Origin of the sequence: Tenacibaculum sp. 1B UA (genome assembly GCF_033978845.1) — a bacterium.
Lineage (GTDB): Bacteria > Bacteroidota > Bacteroidia > Flavobacteriales > Flavobacteriaceae > Polaribacter.
Window position 1 is genome coordinate 48,089 of record NZ_JAKVUA010000002.1, and the last position, 22,754, is coordinate 70,842.

General features: G+C 30.8%; 20 protein-coding genes. 9 read left to right on the forward strand and 11 right to left on the reverse strand.

Annotation, left to right across the window (positions count from 1 at the left end; translation table 11 throughout):
• Positions 1-169 precede the first annotated feature (169 nt).
• The 3 genes from MK851_RS03200 (at position 170) to lipA (ending at position 2,969) form a co-directional block, all read left to right on the forward strand.
• Positions 170-733: an RNA polymerase sigma factor gene (locus tag MK851_RS03200; protein ID WP_115901090.1), complete on the forward strand. Its 564-nt coding sequence runs from the start codon at positions 170-172 to the stop codon at positions 731-733.
• A 107-nt stretch (positions 734-840) separates the two neighbouring features.
• Entirely contained in the window at positions 841-2,061 is a 1,221-nt protein-coding gene (locus MK851_RS03205) for an Nramp family divalent metal transporter (RefSeq protein WP_320241375.1), read from the forward strand.
• A gap of 38 nt (positions 2,062-2,099) precedes the next feature.
• Positions 2,100-2,969 (forward strand): lipoyl synthase, encoded by an 870-nt coding sequence (gene lipA / locus MK851_RS03210; RefSeq protein WP_320241377.1) that lies wholly within the window; start codon positions 2,100-2,102, stop codon positions 2,967-2,969.
• 237 nt (positions 2,970-3,206) lie between these two features.
• On the opposite strand, the gene MK851_RS03215 is transcribed toward lipA, so the two are convergent.
• Complete coding sequence (locus tag MK851_RS03215; RefSeq protein ID WP_320241379.1) at positions 3,207-4,565, reverse strand: pyridoxal-phosphate dependent enzyme; 1,359 nt, start codon at positions 4,563-4,565, stop codon at positions 3,207-3,209.
• 22 nt (positions 4,566-4,587) lie between these two features.
• Positions 4,588-5,823: an ABC transporter permease gene (locus tag MK851_RS03220; protein WP_320241381.1), complete on the reverse strand. Its 1,236-nt coding sequence runs from the start codon at positions 5,821-5,823 to the stop codon at positions 4,588-4,590.
• Between the two features lie 137 nt (positions 5,824-5,960).
• Between MK851_RS03220 and MK851_RS03225 the strand changes: the two genes are divergently transcribed.
• Complete coding sequence (locus MK851_RS03225) at positions 5,961-7,217, forward strand: DUF1343 domain-containing protein (protein WP_320241383.1); 1,257 nt, start codon at positions 5,961-5,963, stop codon at positions 7,215-7,217.
• A gap of 95 nt (positions 7,218-7,312) precedes the next feature.
• Positions 7,313-8,461: an erythromycin esterase family protein gene (locus MK851_RS03230; protein ID WP_320241385.1), complete on the forward strand. Its 1,149-nt coding sequence runs from the start codon at positions 7,313-7,315 to the stop codon at positions 8,459-8,461.
• A 122-nt stretch (positions 8,462-8,583) separates the two neighbouring features.
• Here the strand turns inward: MK851_RS03230 and MK851_RS03235 are convergent, their stop codons facing one another.
• The gene (locus tag MK851_RS03235) at positions 8,584-9,579 is read right to left on the reverse strand and encodes a cysteine synthase family protein (protein WP_320241387.1); all 996 of its coding nucleotides are present in this window, start codon (positions 9,577-9,579) and stop codon (positions 8,584-8,586) included.
• Between the two features lie 114 nt (positions 9,580-9,693).
• Positions 9,694-11,856: a S9 family peptidase gene (locus MK851_RS03240; protein ID WP_413788379.1), complete on the reverse strand. Its 2,163-nt coding sequence runs from the start codon at positions 11,854-11,856 to the stop codon at positions 9,694-9,696.
• A 75-nt stretch (positions 11,857-11,931) separates the two neighbouring features.
• On the opposite strand from MK851_RS03240, the gene MK851_RS03245 reads away from it, so the two are divergent.
• The 3 genes from MK851_RS03245 to MK851_RS03255 are packed head-to-tail and all read left to right on the forward strand — an operon-like array spanning position 11,932 to position 12,896.
• Entirely contained in the window at positions 11,932-12,255 is a 324-nt protein-coding gene (locus MK851_RS03245; RefSeq protein ID WP_303507304.1) for a YbaB/EbfC family nucleoid-associated protein, read from the forward strand.
• A gap of 6 nt (positions 12,256-12,261) precedes the next feature.
• The gene (locus tag MK851_RS03250; protein ID WP_320241390.1) at positions 12,262-12,555 is read left to right on the forward strand and encodes a DUF2752 domain-containing protein; all 294 of its coding nucleotides are present in this window, start codon (positions 12,262-12,264) and stop codon (positions 12,553-12,555) included.
• A 14-nt stretch (positions 12,556-12,569) separates the two neighbouring features.
• The gene (locus MK851_RS03255) at positions 12,570-12,896 is read left to right on the forward strand and encodes a CCC motif membrane protein (protein WP_303507311.1); all 327 of its coding nucleotides are present in this window, start codon (positions 12,570-12,572) and stop codon (positions 12,894-12,896) included.
• 50 nt (positions 12,897-12,946) lie between these two features.
• On the opposite strand, the gene MK851_RS03260 is transcribed toward MK851_RS03255, so the two are convergent.
• The 6 genes from MK851_RS03260 to MK851_RS03285 are packed head-to-tail and all read right to left on the reverse strand — an operon-like array spanning position 12,947 to position 19,072.
• Positions 12,947-14,278, reverse strand: coding sequence for a DUF58 domain-containing protein (locus MK851_RS03260; RefSeq protein WP_320241685.1), 1,332 nt, complete (start codon positions 14,276-14,278; stop codon positions 12,947-12,949).
• A gap of 2 nt (positions 14,279-14,280) precedes the next feature.
• Positions 14,281-15,285, reverse strand: a complete 1,005-nt coding sequence (locus MK851_RS03265) for a MoxR family ATPase (protein WP_320241392.1) — start codon at positions 15,283-15,285, stop codon at positions 14,281-14,283.
• Position 15,286: 1 nt separating this feature from the next.
• Positions 15,287-16,522: a DUF4350 domain-containing protein gene (locus MK851_RS03270; protein ID WP_320241394.1), complete on the reverse strand. Its 1,236-nt coding sequence runs from the start codon at positions 16,520-16,522 to the stop codon at positions 15,287-15,289.
• Between the two features lies 1 nt (position 16,523).
• Positions 16,524-17,258 carry a DUF4129 domain-containing protein gene (locus MK851_RS03275; RefSeq protein WP_320241397.1) on the reverse strand — a complete coding sequence of 245 codons (735 nt, stop codon included), beginning with the start codon at positions 17,256-17,258 and terminating at the stop codon, positions 16,524-16,526.
• A 4-nt stretch (positions 17,259-17,262) separates the two neighbouring features.
• Positions 17,263-18,114: a hypothetical protein gene (locus MK851_RS03280; protein ID WP_115901102.1), complete on the reverse strand. Its 852-nt coding sequence runs from the start codon at positions 18,112-18,114 to the stop codon at positions 17,263-17,265.
• Complete coding sequence (locus MK851_RS03285) at positions 18,107-19,072, reverse strand: stage II sporulation protein M (protein ID WP_115901103.1); 966 nt, start codon at positions 19,070-19,072, stop codon at positions 18,107-18,109. The genes MK851_RS03280 and MK851_RS03285 overlap by 8 nt, the downstream gene beginning before the upstream one ends.
• Positions 19,073-19,191: 119 nt before the next feature.
• Here MK851_RS03285 and MK851_RS03290 point away from each other — a divergent pair, with 119 nt between their 5' ends.
• Positions 19,192-19,908: an RDD family protein gene (locus MK851_RS03290; protein ID WP_320241403.1), complete on the forward strand. Its 717-nt coding sequence runs from the start codon at positions 19,192-19,194 to the stop codon at positions 19,906-19,908.
• Between the two features lie 137 nt (positions 19,909-20,045).
• Here the strand turns inward: MK851_RS03290 and MK851_RS03295 are convergent, their stop codons facing one another.
• Positions 20,046-22,412, reverse strand: coding sequence for an outer membrane beta-barrel protein (locus tag MK851_RS03295; RefSeq protein WP_320241406.1), 2,367 nt, complete (start codon positions 22,410-22,412; stop codon positions 20,046-20,048).
• Between the last annotated feature and the right edge of the window lie 342 nt (positions 22,413-22,754).

The following is a 22,754-nucleotide window of genomic DNA, read 5'->3' on the forward strand; positions in this document are numbered from 1 at the left end:
AGTGATGTATTTTTCTTTTATGATTACTTGTTATCTTATTCAATATATCCCTCTTAGAAAATCAAAACTGCATAAAAAATATTGTTTTATTGCTACCATTCCTTGATATTTGTTTAGTATTGCTGCAAATTAGTATCTTTATATCAAGTCAAATTTCGAAACCTAAGCATTGGAAATAAATCAAGAAAAAGTTCTTCATCACATTCAACAAGCAAAAAACGGGAATCAAATATCATTTAATTATTTGTTAGACACTTTTTGGGGAACTGTATACGCTTTTCAGCTGAAAAAAACCAAAAATGATAACGATGCTGAAGATATTACCATTCAAACTTTTTCTAAAGCTTTTGATAGAATTGAGACTTTTGATGAGAGTTATCAATTTAAAACTTGGTTAATTACAATTTCTAAAAACGTATATATAGATTCTCTTCGAAAGAAAAAATCTACCATCTATACGCAAACAACTGAAGAGCAAGAAAAAGAGGTATATGCTGTTGTTGATAATGCTCCTTCTCCAGAAGACAAAATTATTACCGAACAAAATTTAGCAAAGCTTCTAAAGGACATAAAAAAATTAAAACCAAAATATCAAGAAGTCATCAATCTCCGTTACTTTCAAGAGTTAAGTTATAAAGAAATTTCTGAACAAATTGGAGAGCCCATGAATAATGTAAAGGTAAAATTACTTCGTGCCAAAAAATTATTAGCTGAAATAATAAAGAAATCATAAATTGCAAAAACCTTTAAAATTCAGGTTTTTATGGTTTTAAAATTATTTTATAACAGCTTAAAAGAACCTAAACAGGTTTTATAGTAAACTAAAATCCTCTCCAATCAATGAAAAAGTCTCTTTTAAACTTATTGGGTCCTGGAATTTTATTTGCTGGAGCTGCCATAGGTGTTTCTCATTTAGTACAATCAACCAGAGCTGGTGCCGATTTTGGATTTGGCTTACTTTGGGCATTACTCTTAGTACATATTATTAAATACCCATTCTTTCAGTTTGGGCCTAGATATGCAGCTGCAACAGGTGAAACGCTGTTAGATGGATATAAAAAATTAGGAAAAGGAGTTTTAATAAGCTACTTTATCTTAAATATCGCTACCATGTTTACCATTCAAGCAGCTGTTACCATTGTTTCAGCTAGTTTGGCTTCTAACCTTTTTGGTTTTTCTTTTGATTTAGTTACTTGGTCTATACTAATTATGTTCGTTAGTATTGTACTCTTAGGTATAGGAAAATACAAGTTTTTAGACAACCTAATGAAGTACATTGTTGCTATTTTAACCATTAGCACTATAGTAGCAGTAAACATTGCTTTATTTAAAACCAATAAAGGTTTTAGTTTTCAACAAATAATACCTAGCGGAACTGCTCAAGTAACATTTTTAATTGCTTTTTTAGGATGGATGCCTGCACCGTTAGATATTTCTATTTGGCATTCTTTATGGTCGGTAGAAAAAGACAAAGTTACTTTTGAAAAAATAAAACCCAAACAAGCTATTTTTGATTTTAACTTTGGCTATATAGGAGCTTTATTTTTAGGAGTATGCTTCGTTATGTTAGGAGCATTGGTTATGTATCAATCAGGAGAATCTTTCTCTAGTAAAGGAATCACTTTTGCCTCTCAACTCATCTACTTATATACTAAAAACTTAGGAGAATTTTCTTCTGTTTTTATTGGGGTAGCAGCTTTTACAACTATGTTTAGTACTACTATTACAACTTTAGATGCTTCTCCAAGAGCCATGGAAAAATCTTCTTTTTTACTTTTCCCTAAAAAAACAAAATTAGGTTATTGGTTTTGGTTAATACTGCTAACGCTTGGGACCTCAGTTATTTTATACTATTTTTTAAGTGATATGATTTTTCTTGTACGAATAGCCACAGTATTATCTTTTCTAACAGCTCCTTTTTATGCAATCCTAAACTATATTTTAATCACTGGTAAGTATACACCCCAAAAACACAGACCAGGTATAGGTTTACGTATTTTAAGTCTTGTAGGTATTGTTTTTTTGTTTGGATTTAGTATTTGGTTTTTACTTAGTTTATAAATCTTTTCTTTGTAAATTTGCAGTTCAATTTTTATGGAATGGCAAACGAAACTGTAGCAACACCAGAAAGAACGAAAAAACCAAAATGGTTACGTGTAAAATTACCTGTAGGAAAGAAATACACAGAACTAAGAGGGCTTGTTGATAAATATAAACTAAACACCATTTGTACCAGTGGAAGTTGTCCTAACATGGGAGAGTGCTGGGGAGAGGGTACAGCTACCTTTATGATTTTAGGGAATACCTGTACACGTTCTTGTGGATTTTGTGGTGTTAAGACTGGACGTCCTGATACTGTAGAATGGGATGAACCTGAAAAAGTGGCTCGTTCAATAAAAATAATGGATATTAAGCACGCCGTAATTACTTCGGTTGACCGTGATGATTTAAAAGATGGAGGTTCTATTATTTGGTCAGAAACGGTACAAGCTATCCGTAGAGCTAATCCAAATACTACTTTAGAAACTTTAATTCCAGATTTTCAAGGAAACGAAAAGTTAATAGACCGTATTATTGAAGTAGCTCCTGAAGTAGTTTCTCACAATATGGAAACTGTGCGTCGTTTAACTCGTGAAGTTCGTATTCAAGCGAAATATGATCGTAGTTTAGGTGTTTTAAAATACCTAAAAGATAGCGGAATGCGTACCAAATCTGGAATTATGCTTGGTTTAGGTGAAACAGAAGACGAAGTAATACAAACCATGGAAGACTTACGCGGTGTTGGATTAGATGTTATAACCATTGGTCAATATTTACAACCTAGTAAAAAACACTTACCTGTTAAGGAATTCATAACACCTGACCAGTTCAAGAAATACGAAACATTAGGGTTAGAAATGGGCTTTATGTACGTGGAAAGCGGTGCTTTAGTACGTTCATCATATAAAGCACATAAACACGCTAGCTAACATTAAATTAAAGAATTATTAACTTTTTAACGCTTTAACGTTAAAAAAATGTCAAATAATTAAAAATTAAATAAAGTACAGCTTTTTATTTATAATTTTGGCACAGATATTGGAAACAACAATACCGTAAGCAAGTAACATTGTTTTCATTGTGTAAATTATTTGAATTAGTTGATTAACAAAGAAGCCCGCTCAAATTGAGCGGGCTTCCTGTTTTTTTATTTATTATAGTACTATTTAAATAGCTCTAATAATATCATACTTAGTAATTATATGATGCTTTCCGTTTTCTAAATCTACTAATACCGCTTGATTTTCTTTGTTAATTAATTTCGACACCTCATCAATAGAAGCTGTTTTTTTAACTGTAGGATATGCTCTTCCCATTACATCTTTAATAGGCTTTTCTGCAATGTTTTTATCCCCTAAGTAACTATGTAATAATGCAGACTCATCTACAGAACCTACAAAACCATTTACATCTCTTACTGGGATTTGTGATATTTTAAATGCACGCATTCTTTCGATAGCATGCGACACTAATTCTTCTGTTTGAACAGTTACTAATGGTTTATCTATATGATCTTTAATTAAATCTTCAGCTGTAGTAATTTCTTCATCTAAGAAACCTCTATCACGCATCCAATCATCGTTAAACATTTTTCCTACATAACGACTTCCATGATCATGAAATAATACTACCACTACATCATCAGGTTTAAACTCGTCTTTTAACTGTAATAATCCTTTAATAGCTGATCCTGCTGAGTTTCCAACAAAAATACCTTCTTCTTTCGCTATTTTACGTGTATAAATAGCAGCATCTTTATCGGTTACTTTCGTAAATCCATCAATTAAAGAGAAATCAACATTCTTTGGTAAAATATCTTCTCCAATTCCTTCAGTAATATATGGATAAATTTCATTCTCATCAAAAACACCAGTTTCATGATACTTTTTAAAAACCGAACCATACGTATCAACTCCCCAAATTTTAATATTTGGATTTTTTTCTTTTAAAAACTTCGCAGTCCCCGAAACTGTTCCACCGGTTCCTACTCCAACTACAAAGTGTGTGATTTTACCATCTGTTTGTTCCCAAATCTCTGGTCCTGTTTGCTCATAATGCGCTTGTGCATTTGACGGATTGTCATATTGATTTACATACCAAGAGTTTGGTGTTTCTTCACCTAAACGCTTAGAAACAGAATAATACGAACGAGGATCATCTGGCTCTACATTTGTAGGGCAAACAACTACCTCTGCTCCTACTGCGCGAAGGATATCCATTTTCTCTTTAGATTGTTTATCTGAAATTACAAAAATACACTTGTAGCCCTTTACAATAGCCGCTAACGCTAATCCCATTCCTGTATTTCCTGAAGTACCTTCAATAATAGTACCTCCTGGTTTTAAACGTCCATCTGCTTCGGCATCTTCAATCATCTTCAATGCCATACGGTCTTTTACAGAGTTTCCTGGATTAAACGTTTCTACTTTAGCCAATACCAAAGCATCTACTTCTTTTGTTACTGAGTTTAATTGAACTAAAGGTGTGTTACCAATAGTTTCTAATATATTTTTTGCGTACTTCATATCTAATTAATGTTATGCAAAACTAAGCAAATCGAATGGATTTTGAAGGGCGGATTTTTGTGATGATATATGAAGGAACAATTAGCATTAAAAAACACAAGGCTAACGTACCTAAATTCAACAATAAAATTGCCAATAAATTAATATCTACAGGCATTGTTGACACATAATAAGTTTCAGGATCTAAACTTATTAGCTTCGTATATTTTTGAATTAAAAGTATACTAAGCCCGATAAGATTTCCCCAGAACAATCCTTTTAAAATTAAGTAAGAAGCATTGTATAAAAATATTTTTCGGATACTCCAATTTACGCTTCCTAATGCTTTTAAAATTCCGACCATTTGTACACGTTCTAAAATAAGCACTAACAATGCTGTTACCATATTTATTCCTGCAACTAACACCATTATTCCTATGATAAACCATACGTTATTATCTAGTAATTTTAACCACTCAAAAATAGCAGGATAATTATTTACAATGGTAATACTATTTAAAGTTGCACCAATACTTGTATACACTTCATCTCCTTTTTCTTTTAGCTTATCATAATCATCAATCAATACTTCAAAACCACCTACTTCATTATCTTTCCAACGATTAATTTTTTGTACTTCTCTTAAGTCTCCCAACAACATAATCTTATCAAACTGTTCAAAACCTGTGTTGTATATACCTACAATAATTGGTTTTCTAGATTTGAACTTTAAACTACTATTTTCTGCTCCAAACCAAGTTTGAATTGTATCGTTGAGCTTAAAATGCAATCGATTTGCTATAGATTCAGAAATTAGAATTTCTCGGTTTCTATCCTGAGTAAAATCTGGTAGACGACCTTCAACTAAACACTCATTAAAAAAAGTAAAATCATAATCAGCCAAAACGCCTTTAAAAATAATTCCTTCAAAATCAGTTGGAGTTCTAATGATTCCCCCCACATTAGCAAAAGGTTGTACTTTTTTTATGCCGTCAATATTTTTAAACTCTGGATAAAACTCTTGATTTATATCAATCGGAACTGTAGAAACATCTGAATTGTTATTATCATAATTTACAATTTGAATATGCCCTTTAAAGCCTGTCATTTTATCACGCACCTTATTCTGAAATCCTGAGGTAATTGATACTGCAATCAACATAATTGCAACCCCCAAAGCAATAGCAATGGTTGCAATAGTAATGATTGGTGATGAAATACTGCTTTTATACTGTTTTCCAGCAATGATTCGTTTTGCTATGAATAGTTCGAAGTTCAAATGGTTGTATTTTTTACAAAATCAAAAGTAACTAATTCTTATGTAAAGAAAGAGAAGAATACTTAGGTTTTAATTCTTTAACTTTTATTATTCTTAAAAAATAGAAATCTGTACCTTTATGTTTTAATTTTTTATAGATGAAGCTTTCTTTCAATTTCGCTTTTTTACTTTTTTTAGTATTCAGTTTTCAATTTTCTTCTTGTGCACAACAGCAACAAAAATCTACCGCTAAAGAAGTTATAAAAAAAGAAGAACCAAAAACCATTAAAACGGGTACTGATAGAACCGATCAATACCTTCCTCTTTTGAAAAACAAAAACATAGCCATAGTTGCTAATCAAACTTCAGCTTTACAAGTTTTACAAAGAGCGGAAGTTGCATCAAATGTAATGGGGTCTAAGCAAATTACACATCATTTAGTGGATTACCTCCATAATTACGAAGGAATTAACGTACAAAAAGTTTTTGCTCCTGAACATGGTTTTCGTGGAAAAGCGGATGCTGGTGAAGCCATAGCAGATGGAAAAGACGTAAAAACAGGTATTCCAATCATCTCCTTGTACGGAAAAAACAAAAAACCTTCACCTGAACAATTAAACGGAATTGATGTGCTAGTTTTTGATATTCAAGATGTGGGTGCACGTTTTTATACCTATATTTCTACACTGCATTATGTAATGGAAGCTTGTGCCGAGGCAAATATCCCTGTAATATTACTTGACAGACCTAATCCGAACGGACATTATATTGACGGACCAATTTTAGAACCTGAACACAAAAGTTTTGTGGGTATGCACCCTGTACCTGTTGTTTACGGAATGACAATTGGTGAATACGGTAAAATGATTAATGGTGAAAAGTGGTTAACAAATGGTATTCAATGTGATTTAACTGTAATTCCACTAGAAAATTACACACATCAATCAACCTATAGTTTACCGATAAAACCATCGCCTAATTTACCGAACGATATTTCGATTAACTTATACCCTAGTTTGTGCTTTTTTGAAGGAACCAATGTATCTGCTGGAAGAGGAACTGACAAACAATTTCAAATTTATGGTTCACCTTTTTTAGAAAAATCTGACTATAGTTTTACGCCACAACCCAATGGAGGAGCAAAACATCCAAAACATAAAGAAAAAATGTGTTTTGGCGAAGATTTAAGCGCTTCTGAACGTTTGGTTAACCTAAACCTTAGTTGGTTAGTAAAAGCGTATAAACAGTCTCCAAAAAAAGACTTTTTCAATGCTTTTTTCACCAAACTTGCAGGAACTAAAAAACTACAACAACAAATTGAACAAGGGCTTTTAGAAGAAGAAATTAAAGAAAGTTGGCAACAAGGTTTAAACGACTTTAAAAAGATACGTGAGCAATATTTGTTGTATAAGTAACTTAACCTGGCTCTTAAATTACTTTTAAAGAATTTATACATCTACTAATATTCTTGTTAAAATATCCATTTTTTTTAAAACTGTTCGTAACAATAATGAGAAAAATACTTTTAATATTAATATTGTTTTTTGTAAATCAAATTATCTTTTCTCAAGTCGAAAATGAGATTTACGAATTAAATTCAATAAATAACTTACTAACTAATGAAGTTAAAATTATTATTAACCATAATATTAGTAAAAAACAAACAGTATTTTTAGGTGAAGCTGTTCATTATAGTGGTTCTGATTTTCTTGCTAAAACTGAATTTGTAAAACTTTTGGTGACTGAACATGGTTATAAAGACATCGCTTTTGAGAGTGATTTTTTTGCTCTATTATTTGACCACAACAAACGAAACTTATATTCAATGTGGAGTAAATCTAATCAATGTAAGGAGCTTTTCGATTTCCTTGAAAAGAATAAAGTGACTATTTGGGGGTTTGATAACAAATTACACTCAACATATTCATATCAAAATTTAACAAAAAAACTACTTGAAATTCTTAAAGAAGAAGGAATAGAATTAAACACAGAATTTATTAGACTTATTAAATTAATTATAAAGAATCAATATAACAGTAGAAAAAAATTATCTCAAAAACAAGTTGAATATTTAAAAAATTACATTTCTAAACTTCAAGTAAATGAATTAATCAAAACAAACAAACTTTGGAATCAAATTTTAAAAAGTGTTGAAAGTGCTATTGAAATTTATACTGTAAAGGACAATTCCTCAGATAAGAATAGGGTTCAAATAAGGGATAAACAAATGGCTGAAAACCTTGACTTTTTAGTTAAAACTAATCCTAATAAGAAGTTTATTGTCTGGCTTGCTAATGGACATATGTCTAAATCTAATAGTAAATTAATGAATAAACAAACTATGGGTTTTAAATTTAGAGAATTAAATCCAAATAATTCTTATCATATTGCTTTTGGTTCAATAAAACTACCTGAAAGAAAGAAAAAAGACATCATAAAAGCTAGAAAAAAAAGTAATAATATTTTATCTCTTTTACCTTCCTTAAAAAACAACTATTTTCTTCACTTAAGAAAAGTAATATCAAAAAATATAAAGTTAAAAAATAAAGTTTTTAATGATATGTATATTTTTAATTTACCAAGTAACAAGACAAAGTTACTGAATCACTTTGACGCTCTTGTTTTTATAGCTAAAGGAAAAGAAGTTACATATGAATAATATACAGTTCCAATACCCGTGTAAAATCAATTGATAACTATGTAAGCTTACCTACGAAAATCTACATAGGTTTCTATTCGATTTGTATTTACTAAATCAAGATACTTAAAATCAAAAAAAAACTACAAAAACCCCTGCTCTTTCATCCACTTATTAGAATAAATCTTATTCATATAACGAGAACCATGATCTGGTAAAATTACCACCACCACACTACTTTCATCAAAAAAACCATTATCAGCATATTGTTGTGTAGCCTGTAAAGCGGCTCCTGAAGTATACCCTGCAAAAATACCTTCTGCTTTTACTAATTCTCTGGCTTTTAAAGCTGCCTCTTTATCTGATACTTTTTCGTACACATCTACCACATCAAAATCAGTAGAAGTTGGAATTAAGTTTTTACCTAAACCTTCTATTTTATAGGGGCTGATTTCATTTGAATCAAATTCACCCGTTTCATGATATTTTTTAATCACTGAGCCCATCGCATCAACTCCTAAAATTTGAATATCAGGATTTTGTTCTTTTAAATAACGGGCGGTTCCAGAAATCGTTCCTCCTGTTCCACTTGCTGCAACTACGTGGGTTACTTTTCCGTCGGTTTGTTCCCAAATTTCTGGCCCTGTACTCTTGTAATGTGCTTCAATATTTAATTCATTAAAATACTGATTGATATAAATAGATCCTGGATTTTCTCTGTGTAATCGTTTAGCTACTTCGTAATACGAACGAGGATCGTCAGGAGTAACATTTGCAGGACATACATGCACCTCTGCTCCCATCGATTTTAGCATGTCTATTTTATCTTGGGAAGATTTATCGCTTACTGCTAAAATACATTTGTATCCTTTTACAATACTTATCATTGCTAATGAAAAACCTGTATTACCAGAAGTTGTTTCAACAATAATATCTCCTTCTTTTACTATTCCTTTTTGTTCTGCTGTTTCTATGATATGCAATGCAATTCTATCTTTAGCAGAGTGCCCTGGGTTAAATGCTTCAACTTTTGCATAGTAAGTACCCGGTAAGTCTTGGGTAATTCGATGCAGTTGAATCATGGGGGTTTGACCTACTAAATCTATTATTGAATTGGTTATACCTTGATGTCTTTCCATTATAGTTTTTAAATAAGAAAAAGTGTCATTACGAAAAACAGACACGAAAAATCTGTTGAGATTGTTCGTTGCTTTCACAATGACACTTACACTCAATCGAGCGCAAAAATATAATTATTTTTTTAACTTACCTTCTAACATTAAAAAGAACGTATATTCTTCTGCAGTTTCTTTTAAAGCATCAAACCTTCCTGAGGCTCCTCCATGACCTGCTTCCATATTTGTATGTAAGAATAATAGGTTATTATCTGTTTTTACATCGCGTAGTTTCGCAACCCATTTTGCAGGCTCCCAATACTGTACTTGACTGTCGTGTAAACCTGTGGTTACTAACATGTTTGGGTATGATTTTACTACTACTTGATCGTATGGAGAATACGACTTAATGTAATCATAGTATTCTTTATCGTTCGGATTACCCCATTCATCATACTCACCTGTTGTTAAAGGAATACTATCATCTAGCATGGTAGAAATTACATCAACAAAAGGCACCGCAGCTATGATTCCGTTATATAACTCAGGATTCATATTTACAATCGCCCCCATTAATAAACCTCCTGCTGAGCCTCCCATAGCATATAAATGTTCTGGTGATGTATAACCGCTATCTATTAAATATTTAGAACAATCAATAAAATCGGTAAATGTATTTTTCTTATTCAACATTTTACCATCTTCGTACCACTCACGTCCTAAATACTGACTTCCTCTAATATGCGCTAAAGCATATACAAATCCACGATCTAACAAGCTTAAACGTGTTGTTGAAAATCCATCATTAATTGTATATCCATAAGAACCGTACGCATATTGTAAAATTGGTGTGTTTTTATCAAGCTTGGTATCTTTATGGTGTACAATTGATAACGCTACTTTTTTACCATCACGAGCAGGTACCCAAATACGCTTGCTTACATAATTATTTTTATCAAACTTTCCTCCTAAAACTTCTTGCTCTTTTTTAACTTCTTTTGATCTGTCTTTCATATTGAAATCAATCACAGAGCTTGGAGTTGTCATTGAATTATATGAATAACGGATTACCTCTGTATCAAACTCAGGATTACCATATACTCCTGCTGAATAGGTTTCTTCTTCAAAAGGTAAGTAGTAATCTTCAGTTCCATCCCATCGTTTAATACGGATTTTATTCAATCCTTCGTTTCTTTCTTCTAAAACTAAGTAGTCTTTAAAAATTGAAAAATCTTCAAATAAGGTATCTTCTCTATGTGGAATTACATCTACCCAGTTTTCTTTCCCAGGCTTATCTATAGGAGTTTTCATCAACTTAAAATTGGTTGCTCCGTCCTTATTGGTTTTAATATAAAAATGATCTCCGTAGTGTGCTACTTCATATTCTAAATCACGCTCACGTGGTTGAATTATTTGTAATTCTCCATCAGGATTATTAGCATCTAATACATGATATTCTGTTGAAACTGTACTATACGAACCTATTATGATATAATCCTTAGATTTTGATTTGGTAACAAAAGCTCCGAACGTATCGTCTTTTTCTTCATACACTAATTCATCTAAAGATGCATCAGAACCCAACGTATGTTTGTAAATCTTTGAAGAACGTAACGTTACAGGATCTTTTTTAGCATAAAACAACGTTTTATTATCATTTGCCCATACAGAACCTCCGGTGGTATTCTCAATAATATCTTTATAGATTTTACCAGTTTCTAAGTTTTTAATTCTAATAAAATATTGACGACGACTAACTGTGTCTGTAGCAAAAGCTGTCATTTTATTATCTGGTGACACATTTAACCCTCCTAGCTGAAAATAATCATATCCTTTTGCTTCCTTATTCACATTGAACATGATCTCCTCTTCAGCCTCTAAAGTTTCTTTTTTACGGCTATAAATTGGGTATTGCTGTCCTTTTTCATAACGAGTTATGTAAAAATACCCATCTTTTTTGTATGGTACTGACTCATCATCTTCTTTTATGCGCCCTTTCATTTCTTGAAATAACTCTTCTTGAAACTCTTTAGTTTCTTTTGTCATTTCTTCATAATAAGCGTTCTCTGCATTTAAGTAATCGTATACTTTTTGAGTTTGCTCGTCTTTAACTTCTGCATTTTTTTGAGCATCAGTTAAACGCATCCAAAAATAATCATCAGTACGTATATCTCCGTGTTTCTCTAAAGTAGTTGGTTGCTTTTCAGCAACTGGGGCTTTGATATCTTTATTCATTTCTTGTTTTTTGCAAGAACCAAAAATAAGACTAAAAAACAAAGCTGGTAGCATTATTTTTTTCATTTTTTAAGTTAGTTTATATTTCTTGTGAAAATACTATTTTTGTTGTTAAGTAAATCATAAAAAAACTGTACAATAATGTTCGGAGATATTTCTGGAATGATGGGTAAACTACAAGAAGCCCAACAAAAAGTAGAAGAAACAAAAAAACGATTAGATACCGTTTTAATTGATGAAGCAATTGCTGGAGGAAATGTAAAAGTTACCGTTACTGCTAATCGCGAAGTTAAAGCTATTACAGTAGATGAGTCTTTATTAGAAGACAAAGAAGAATTAGAAGACTATTTAATCTTAGCGTTAAATAAAGCATTGAAACGTGCCGGTGAAATTAATGAGCAAGAATTAGCTGTTGCTGCTAAAAGTGGAATGCCTAATATTCCTGGAATGGATATGTTTAAATAATATCTTATGTTTTTACAGCTAGAAGATTATATGTTACCCTGTTTAAACAAACAGTTTTTTGGAGTTGATTGTTTAGGTTGTGGTATACAACGTGCTTTAAGTTTAGTTTTTCATGGGGAATTTATAGCAGCTTTTAAAATGTACCCTGCTATATATACTTTATTGCTTTTAGCTTTTGTTGTAGGCATTAACTTCTTCTATAAAGTAAAATATGCTCAAAAAATAATCAGTATATTGGCCGTTATTAATGTAATTATCATTGTGAGTAGTTATGTTATAAAAATGAATCAATTAATTTAAACTTTAGAAAAACTATGGAAAAACAAAAATTACCAAATTCTACAGGTGTTTTAGTATTAGGAATCATTTCAATTTTAGGATGCTGTTGTTATGGCTTTATTGGGTTAATTCTTGGTGTTGTTGCTTTAGTTTTAGCAAAAAAGGCTACAGCTTTATATAATGAAAGCCCAGATGAATATGATGGAATCAATAATGTTAAAGTTGGTAAGATTTTGGCTATTATTGGTGTTATTTTAAGTTCATTATATATAATTACTATGGTAGGAATGATTTTATTCTTTGGTTGGGATGCACTACAAGACCCTGAATTATTAAGAGAACAGTTAGAAAATATGCAATAACTGTATAACTCCTATTGATATAAAAAAAGCGACCAAATGGTCGCTTTTTTTTATATCATTCCTTTTGCTTTAAACTCAAGGTATTTGTTAATTACATTAACCGATAAATGTTGTGGTTTGGTTAAAATAGCATGTACCGCATTTTTCTCTAATTCTTTTATCATCAAACGTTTTTCGTAAGCATATTTCTCTGCAATGGTTTTGTGATACACACTTTGTAAATCTTCTGCATTTTCAGTTATTAACGTATCTAACTCCGTATTTTCAAAGAAAACGGTTACTAATAAATGTTTTTTAGCTATTGCTTTTAAATATGGCAATTGCCTTTTTAACGCCGATATATGCTCAAAATTGGTATATAAAATCAGTAAGCCTCGTTGATTTATTTTTCTTTTGATATTCGCATATAACAGTGCAAAATTAGCATCTGAAAAATCGGTTGTAATATTATACAACTCTTCGTTTATTACCGATAAATTTGTTTTCTTATTACTGGCTGCTACTATTTTTTCTACTTTTTTAGAAAACGTCAGCATACCTGCTTTATCATTTTTTAATAAAGCTATGTTTGAAAAGGCTAAGGTTGAATTAATTGCATAGTCTAGTAACTTCAACCCTTCAAAAGGCATTTTCATCACACGACCTAAATCGATAATTGAATAGATGGGTTGTGATTTTTCATCTTGATATTGATTCACCATCAACTCTGCTCTTTTAGCAGTTGCTTTCCAGTTTATGGTACGTACATCGTCACCAGGAATATAGTTTTTTATCTGCTCAAACTCCATAGTATGTCCAATGCGTCGAATTTTCTTCATACCAAATTCCGTTAAGTTATTATGCATTGCCAAAAATTCATACTTTTTCATTTGTATGTACGACGGGTATACTTTTACACTTTCTTCCGCTGAAAATGAATATCGTTTAGAAAACATCTGCAAAAAAGAAGACACAAATACATTTACTTTTCCAAAGGTATACTCTCCTCTTTCAACAGGTTTAACATCATATGTATAGGTTGATTTCTCTCCGGGTTTCAAAGACATTGCGTGTTCAAAACCTCTTTCTTGAAATTGTACTGGTAATTCATCAATCAACGAAATAAAAACTTGGAATGGATACTTATTTTCAAGCGTAATTGCTACTTCATTATCATCTGAATTTGATAATTTTTCTGATACGATTCTTTTAGCTGAAAACCCGTTTTTAAATCGGTATAAAATAAGCACATCAACACACATTACTATTACAAATAACCACACAAGCATCCATGTTGCTGCATAAAGTGCAGGAATCCAAAACGACAATAAAAATAATGCCGAAATAGCGCTTATGTAGATAAAAAAGCGATTGTGTACGTATAACGATTTAAAGAATTGAATCACTACCTTGGAACTTCTACAGATTGTACAATCATTTCAATCACCTTATCGGCTGTCATCCCTTCCATTTCACGTTCAGGAGTTAACATAATTCTATGGCGCAATACTGGATAAATACTCTTTTTTACATCTTCAGGAATCACAAAATCTCGTCCGTTAATTGCTGCAAATGCTTTAGATGCCATTAATACTGCAATACTTGCTCTTGGTGAACCTCCTAAATACAAATGTGCATTGTTACGCGTATTAGAAATAAGTTGTGCTATGTATTTAATAATTTTTTCTTCTACCAACACTTCAAAAACCTTACTTCTGTATTCTAATAGCTCAGATTCTGTTAACACAGCTTCTACTTTCGTTTGTGGTAATGCTCCTTTACGTTCGTTATGAGCAGTTATTATCTGTATTTCTTCATCTAAATTCGGATACCCAACATTTATTTTGAATAAGAAACGGTCTAATTGAGCCTCTGGTAAGGCATACGTCCCCTCCTGTTCTATTGGATTTTGAGTTGCTAATACCATAAAAGGTGGATTCATTTCATAACACTCACCATCCATCGTAATTTGTTTTTCTTCCATTACCTCAAACAAAGCTGCTTGCGTTTTAGCTGGCGCTCTGTTAATTTCATCAATCAATACAATATTAGAGAAAATCGGACCTTTTTTAAACTCGAAATCAGATGTTTTCATGTTCAGTACCGAAGTTCCTAATACATCCGAAGGCATTAAGTCTGGTGTAAATTGAATTCGACTAAAATCAGTAGCTATGGTTTTTGCCAATAACTTTGCTGTTACCGTTTTAGCAACTCCTGGAACACCTTCAATCAATACATGTCCGTCAGCCAATAAAGAAACCAACAACAACTCCATAAACTCTTCTTGCCCTACAATTACTTTTCCTAACTGTTCTTTAATTTTAATCACAGCTTCTTTTAATTTCGACAAGTCTACTCTACTTGAAAATAGCTCGTTCGTATTTTCTATTGGATTGTTTTCTGTATGCATCCTATTCTTTTTTATATGCTTTAAAATCTTCAATAGCTTTATTTAAGGCTACTAAATCTTCTTCGGTTATACTTGATTTTGATTGTATTTGCTGTATCTTTTTAAATAAAGCAACTACTTTTTCTTCTGAATTACCACTTCTATTAGCTAGGTTTTTATAAAAACGTTCATCTATTTTTAAAGTTGACAATCGGTATTTTATTCTGATATACTCTAAAAAATAGTTGATTTTATGTTCAGCTATATTTTTATGATCTGATTTCTCATAATACATATTGGCTATGGTACGTGTAAAAGCCAATGTTTGATTTTTTAACGGTGTAATAACAGGAATTAATCGCTGATTACGCTTTCCTTTAAAAATAATAAAGAACAATACACCTATCAACCCTATATAATATGCCCATTTTAACGATTGGGTTGATAAAATATAATGCATCGGTGAGGTTATTCTACTTTTTCCAGTCTTATAATAGGTATCCCATAAAATAGCCCTACTACTGTTAGAACCAACACCTGCTTCTTCTTTATTCGGGCTATTTAGATACGACAATACATTAGCTACATACTCATAATTATTCTCTAATAGCATGTTATAATTCGTAAACGCCTGCGGAAACGTATGCAAATAAAAATTACCTTCTCCGTGTTTTACTTTGATAAAATTTGGCTTTTTACTGATGATGGAATCTTTTTCATTTCGTATTACTAACTCACCTAAAATAGTTGTGTTGAGCGTATCAACTTCTGAAAAATATAGTTTTGAAAAATCTCTATCAAAATGATACTCTTTTCCTCCAAAAATAGGATTACTCATTTTCTGATACGCTTTTTCCTCAAACGCTGAAGTAGTTAAATAGCTTGTTTCTGTTTGTAATGTATCTAAGTATATTCCATTGGTTGCTATAAACACATCATTTCCTCTATCTGCAAACTCTAAAAGTTCATTCAACTCATCTTTATCAAAATTCACTTTATTATCAAGAAAAAAATAGATTCCGTTATTCTTATCATCTTTTAAGTATACATACGGATTTTGATATACATTTTTTACTTCTCTTTTTGGAAATAAACTCGACATTTCTTTATGCAATACATACGTACCATACGGAATTTTATGTTTTGCAGCATAACTTGGATACCAATTGATTTCTTTAGGCTTTACAGACTCAACATAAAAAATACCGAGCACTATAAGCACTAATAAACCAATGTATATTTTAAGTTTTTTATCCAAATTAATAAATTTTAGCTAGTGTACTTTTAAAATTACTCTCTGCTTGTATGAATTTTTCTTCATCTATTGAAAACTCACCATACCACACATAATCGTATAAATAAGTTAGCTTTTTAAAATCGCTATACAATTGTTTTTTAGATGATAGTTCTTTTATATAATCTTCGTTTGTTTTTTCTTGTTGCCAAGAAATAAATTCTTTATCTGACAAACTTTTCAATAATAGCAAGTAGTAATAACGTATAGCTAATTGATAATTTCTTACAGAAATTGCTTCTTGTATTAACTTTGGTAAGTCTTTGTCTTTAATTAACTCTTCTTCCTCCGATAAATGCACAATAGGCTTAACTTTTTTACCATCAATAATATTACGCGCATTTACTTTTAAAAAGAATTTTATAATAAAAAATAATACTAAGCCTGCAATTACATAAGGTAAAATCTTTAAAACAACACGTAAGAATCCCACTGCTGGGGTGATATCATCAAAAATATAAGAGAGTATTTTTACGACGGTTCGTTTTAACCAATCCCATACTTTTTCTAAAATAGTAGGTTCTCTTTTTTCTACGATGTATATAAATTCATCTTTTTGCTTGTACTCCTCTATTTTTTGAGCATCAAACTTTTTTTGTTCAATAATAGTATCATCATATCGAATCTCTTTTTTTTCTTCCTGAGAAAAAACAGTGATTGAACAAATAAAAAACGCTATGTAAAAAAGAAACTGCTTCAAAAGATTATTGTCCTATACTATCAATTCTTTCAATAGTTCCAGTAAGATTTTTTCTTTCATTAATATCAAAGTACAAAAGCACATTGGTTATTAAAGTAATTGAATAAAATAGTAGTTGACCTGCTATTGAAATAACATTTAAAATTAAATAAATAGGATCGCTAAAAAAACCAAAAATCTGTGCTGGATCATCACTTCCTGAACCTATTCCCATACTTATTAATTGGTATATGGTTGCTGGTATTTGAAATACATAACCAAGGATACTTACTAAAATAGAAACAACGAAAACCACACCAAAAGTTTCCCAAAAATATCCACTTATAAAGTTGAAACATTTCCCTACTGCTCCAGACGCTGTTTCGTTTTCAAATACTAAAATTGAAGCTCCTAAAGATAATGCTGGCCAAGTATAAAACACAGGTAATACACATAGCATTGCACTAGCAAATAATAGTAACCCTGCTAAAATACCGAAGCCTGTAAACGACCAAAACTTAGCTTTTGTGTTGGTTATAACATCTTCTTTCCTAACTACCCCCTTATTATCTATATACGATTTAATATAATACATACCTGCCAAGTTTATAAAAACAATAGCTACTAAATAAGCGATCATCATAATAAACACAGCTCCTACCATACCAGCAACTGCACTTGTATCTTGACTCATTATTGAAGAAATAGACATCATGTAATAAATCATAGAAGCCACCGCTATAACAATTGGTATTGCAGCCACTTTTAATATCGTTAAAAAGAATTGTTTCCCTTCTAATCGTATAAACTTAAAAGCATCTGAAATGATACTTCCTAAATCTCTTTCTTTTTTAAACTCTACGTATTCTTTATGCATGGGTTTGTTGATTTTTATAAACTTTAATTGGGTAAATAACGTAATAAAATATAATGAGTGCTAACGAAGTAGCTATAATTAAGATTGCTAACCAATCGGGCATTTCTGTATGTCGGGTTACAAAACCTTCTAAAAATCCTGCAACTATAAAAAACGGAATGGTACTAACCATTATTTTTAACCCGTCTTTCATACTTCTTTTAAATGACTCTAATCGTGAGTAGGTTTTTGGAAATAGTAATCCGTTGCCCAACACCAATCCTGCACATCCAGCAATAACAATTACTGATATTTCTATGGTACCGTGAATCCAAATAGTTCTTGACGATTCCCAAAACAATCCTTTTTCATAAAAAAAATACAAAAAAGAGCCTAACATTATTCCGTTTTGCATCATAATGTATAAGGTTCCTACCGAAAACAGCATTCCTAATACAAAGGCATACATGGCTACTTTTATATTATTTACAGTAATTCCAATAAACATATCTACTTCATTAGCTTTCTTATATACAGCCATTGGATCTCCATTTTCAATATTCTCCAGAGTCATATTTACATAACCATCTCCTAAAATAAGGCGAACAAAATCAATATCAGTTGCCGCTGAAAAAGCACCACAAATTGAAAAAAAAGCAAATACTAAAAACGCAATCAGTAATTGTTTTTGATGATTATAAAACATTAAAGGAAATTCCGTTTTAAAAAAACTAACAAACCTGTTTTTGCTTTCTTTTTTTGTTTTATAAATTTTTTGATGTGCTGCGGATGCTATCGAATTCAAGTATATCACCGTATTTCCGTTAGGGTAAAAGGTTTTGGCGTAACTCAAATCATCAGTTAACTCCACATATAAATCAGATAGTTTATCTGGTGAAATAACTGTTTTATTATACAGCGCATCTTCAAAAAGCTGCCACTTTTCTTTATTCTTATTTACAAAAGCAGCTTCTCTCATGTATTAAAAAAATTAAAGCATATTTGTTGAGAAATTTCTCTAATCATAGATTATTTTTATCTTCGCTAAACTAAAAAAAGTTGCATAAATATCAACAAAAAAAAGCGAAAAACTAATTAATGGATAAATTTCAAATAGAAACAGCCCAAAACATTGCTATTAGTCAAAATGTAGCTCATGTTACCACTCGTATCGGTTCATATTTAATTGATGCGTTATTTATTGTTGGGTATTACATTATAATTGCCATTATAATAGGAATGTTAGACGTTCCTATGAGTATGGAATATATGAGCCTATTTGTTTTGTTAGGACTTCCTGTATTCTTTTATAGCTTGCTATTTGAAATTTTAATGAACGGGCAAACGCCTGGTAAATACTTTAATCAAATAAGAGTGGTTAAATTAGATGGTTCTAAACCCACTTTTGGAAGTTATTTAATTAGATGGTTGTTACGTTTTGTTGATTTCACTTTAGCTAGTGGTTCTGTTGCTGTACTTACCATTTTATTGAACGGAAAAGGACAACGTTTAGGAGATATTGCTGCAGGAACTACTGTAATATCTGAAAAGAAAAGAATTACATTAAAAGATACTATTGCAAGCGATGTAGTAGATAACTACACACCAACCTATTCACAGGTAACACTATTGAGTGATAATGATATTCATACCATTACAAGAGTATATAAAGATGCTATGAAGAAAAGAAATCATAAAGTAATTTTAAAACTACACACAAAAGTTATTGAGTTAACAAGAATTACTACCGAACAAAAGCCTGCTCAATTTATAAATACTGTGATTAAAGATTATCATTATTACGCAAGACAGTAATTTTTATTGTACACAAGTTAATTACTTAAATATTTTACTAAAAAACAACTTAATTAAAACAAAGAATGCCGTTCTAAAAGGACGTCATTCTTTGTTTTTTTATGGAAATCTATCTCGTAATTTAATTCTTAAAAAAATCATAACCTTTTTTGTTCTTCTGTTTTTTTTCTATTTTCTTTCACTAAATTTCCTCCTAAGTGATAAAGTAAAGTTATACCAAACCTTCTTGAATCTGGTTTATTATTATAGTAATAATCTATAATATCACTTTGAGAATAGGCTTCATAATGATTGGTATTAAATATATCGCTTATAGTCAGTTGTGCTACTAATTTTTTTTTTAGGAATGTTTTTTTTATTCCAAAATCTACATAACCTGTTGCTTTGGTACTGTACAAACCAAGTAATTCTGATGAAAACCAGTGTGCAGAAAGATTCATTTTATAATCTTTTGGCAAAGAAATATCTTGTTGTAATGTGAATGTTGTAGCCCACTTTGATAGTTGTTTTTCTCCCGAAACTTGTGAAATAGGATACGTAGTATAACTTATATCTGAAAAGAAAAGCAAATTCCAAAACGAATATAATTTAAATGGGGTAGATACTGTAAAATCAAAACGTTCTCTATTACCAAAATTATCACTTTGACTTTTTATGGTAGTACCGTTGTCATCTACTAAAAGCCTTCGATTTATAAAATTATCACTTTGGTTATACGTTGCAGAAAAAACATATTTATTTTTTAAGCTATATGTAAACGAATATACCCAAGCTAATTCAGGTGTCAAATTAGGGTTTCCTGAATAATAGAAGTACTGATCCCTATACCATCGTACTGGATTTAAATCGGTGTAAGATGGGCGATTGATACGTCTATTAAGCGAAAAATCTATTTTATTGTCTTTATCTAAAATTTGTCCAATTGAAAAAGAGGGAAACAACTTTGTATATTGCCATTGATTTGTTTCATTTTCTTTTACCGTATACCCTTCTGCTTTGGTATATTCTACCCGAAGTCCAGCATCTATTGTTGTTTTATTTATTTCTTTTGATCCAGTTATATATGCTGCTGCAATCTGCTCCTTATATTTATAGTGATTACTTAATGCTGGTACTTTTACATAAGTATCTTCTTCTAACGATTCAAATTCGTATTGATTATCATTTTTAACCTTAGCATATTTAACCCCTGTTTTAATAGCATACTTCTTAAAAGGCAAATTAGCATCAATTTGTGTTGAAAAAATATCTACACTTCCTGGTTGGTGTGACTTGAGTACGTTGGTATCTAATTTATTTTGGTTTGCATCATAATTATCTGTTATCAGTATTCCATCTGAATAATTTCGATAGGATGTATAATTGGCATCTGCTGTTATTTTTTTTCCAAGAGAATCTATAACAAACATATAATGCACACTCCCCGCATCGTAATGATAAGGTTCAATTATTTTATTATCTGTTAATGTGTAAGATTGTAAGTCTTTAAAATTATTGAATTTATTAACTTCGGAATAATTTTGTTTTTTAAAGTCATCAAAGTAGCCATGATAGTTAATACTTAAACTATGTTTAGGTAAAAACTGCCATTCAGCTCCAAATCGCCAAGTATAATATTTTATTTTATAGTTACTTTCGTTTTTACGACTAAGCCACAGAGATTCTCCGTTCTCATTGATGGTATTTCCACTCTTGTTTTTGGTAAATCTATGAGGCGTATTATAATCAAAAGAACCGTATAAATTTACTTTTTTTGTACGTAAACTTGCCGAAATATTTTCGTTTGTCATCCAGTATTTTCCCTTTGAAATGGTAGTTCGTAAATTGACTGCATAACCTTTTTTAAGTTTTTTTTCGAGAACAATATTAATTATACCTGTATTACCTGCTGCATCAAACTCGGCTGTTGGTGATGTTATCAATTCTATCTTTTTAAGGTCTTCGGCACTCATTCCTTTTAATAAATTTGACAATTGTCCTCCAGACAAATAGGTCATTTTACCATCTATCATAATATTTACTCCAGACGCCCCTCTAAATAAAATAGCATCGTTTTGTGCTACATTTATCCCTGGTAATTTTTTTAACATATCAAGAGCAGATTGCCCTGTTGTAAGAGTAGATTTTTTTAGGTTAAATGTTAATTTACCTTTACCAACCTCAATAAGTGGTTTTTTAAAATTAACCACTACTTCCTCTAATGCATTAGCATCTTCTTTTAAGGTTATATTTATCTTTTCTTCATCAGTTACTTTTTTTTCTCTCGTAACCATTCCTACAAAAGAAAATACCAAAACAGCTCCTTTAGTTGTTTTTATTGAATATTTCCCATCTAAATTGGTTACTGTTCCTTTATTACTTCCTTTTATAAAAACTGTTGTGCCTGGTAATGCTTGATTTGTAACATCACTAACGATTCCTTTTACTTCAACCTCCTGTGAAAAAATAAGCCATGGGGAAAGAATTAAAAAGTAACGTACAAGTATTTTGATATAATTTTTCATTATTTAATTTATTTTTTTAGTTAGATAGATTTATCTATCTGTAATCATTCTGCTTGTTTAATTTCTGTTTTTACACAGATACCTAAATATTAAGTATTACTTAAGAATGAATTATTTTGGTTTTATAAGTTCTAGAAGTTTTTCATTACAATTAGTTACATAAAATGTTCTTCAACTCCTTTTTAAAAAAGTTGCAATTATTTTCAAAAAATTGAATCTGAAAATGTTTTTTTTTAACACATAGCTTTATATGCTCTAAATATTTAGATACATTTTCAATCCAAAGTTTTAAACTTTTGATTACACTATTGTTAAAAGAAACTAGAGTAACTTATAAAAAAC